Raw genomic sequence first — 1,447 nt, 5'->3', positions numbered from 1 at the left:
AGTGGCCACCGCTGCAATTGTTTGATCCAACAGAGTGTTTTCTTGGTTACGAAATTACGCTGCGCAGCGCGCAATCCCCAGAGCGCATTCAAAGCACCTTCGATTTTGTCGCTCACGCCAGCATTATCTGCCTGTTCACTCCTCATCAGGATCTGGCTGAATTTGCCAAACAGGGCGCGCGGCTGGCCCAATGGCGCAATGAGCCGCTGGCAACGCAACTGGCTCGCTGGGAAGCGGCCAATGTCCTGACCCGGACAGAAGCGGATGCCATCGAACGCGGGGCATACGACACTGCGCCTATAGCCTCATTTGATCAGCGTGATCAGCCCCTCCCCGCCAAGCCAGAGAGCGAAGCCGAAAATCCCACCCCACATCAGGTCAAAGCAGCACCACTGCGGGCCGAAGGGCACTACATCCGCATTGAGGCGGCCAAGCTGGATCGGCTGATCAATCGGGTTGGCGAACTGGTGATCGCCACCTCGGCCACCACCTTGCAGGCAAAACTGCGGGGGGATGCCGAGCTTGTCGAGTCGGTCGCCACCGTCAACACCCTGGTCGAAGGGATCCGTGATGATGCCCTCACCCTGCGGATGGTGCCGATCAACGAGATCTTCAATCGCTTTCCCCGCCTGGTCCATGAGCTGTCCCAACAGACCGGGAAAAACATCAGCCTGCACATCAATAACGCCGATACCGATATCGACAAATCCATGGTCGAGAAGTTGACCGACCCCCTGATGCATCTGGTACGCAATGCCGTTGATCATGGTATCGAGGATGAACAGCAGCGCCTGCAGGCGGGTAAATCTGCTGTCGGCGTGATCACCCTCAATGCCTACCACGACGCAGGTGCTGTGGTCGTTGAAGTAAGTGACGATGGCCGTGGGATTGATCGGGAGAAGATCCAGGCCAAGGCACTGGCGCTCGGCATGACGCAAGAGGGCAAAGTATTGGGGGAGCAGGAGATATTCCAGTTTCTGTTTCAGCCAGGCTTCTCCACGGCCGCCGATGTCAGCGACCTCTCAGGCCGTGGGGTCGGGCTGGATGTAGTCAAACGCAATCTGGAGTCGCTGCGTGGGGAAGCCACCATCGAGAGCCGTTTGGGGGTGGGAACCACCTTCCGTCTGAGATTGCCGTTGACACTGGCCATCATCGACGGTTTTCGCATCGAGGTGGATCACTCCTCACTGGTGATCCCCCTCGACATGATGATCGAGTGCATCGACCTGCCGCCGGAGGCGCTCGATACCCCGTCACGCCAAATAAATATTCGCGGTGAGTGGGTGCCCTTCATCGTGTTGCGCGAGCTGTTTGCCCTCCCTCCCGCTTGCGAACCTGCCTTTGTCGTGATGGTCGATTATGCCGATAACCGGGCGGGCATCGTGGTGGATCGGCTGATCGGCGAGGTACAGGCGGTGATCAAACCGCTGGGCGAGCTGTTCAAATC

General features: G+C 58.5%; 1 protein-coding gene. It reads left to right on the top strand.

What is annotated here, in order from left to right:
• Window positions 1-17 precede the first annotated feature (17 nt).
• On the top strand, window positions 18-1,447 hold a 1,430-nt coding region (locus LD28_RS0120525), incomplete at its 3' end, for a chemotaxis protein CheA (RefSeq protein WP_241462328.1).

The organism is Aeromonas finlandensis (assembly GCF_000764645.1).
In the GTDB taxonomy this organism is placed as follows: domain Bacteria; phylum Pseudomonadota; class Gammaproteobacteria; order Enterobacterales; family Aeromonadaceae; genus Aeromonas; species Aeromonas finlandensis.
This window is presented reverse-complemented; position numbering and strand designations above follow the sequence as displayed.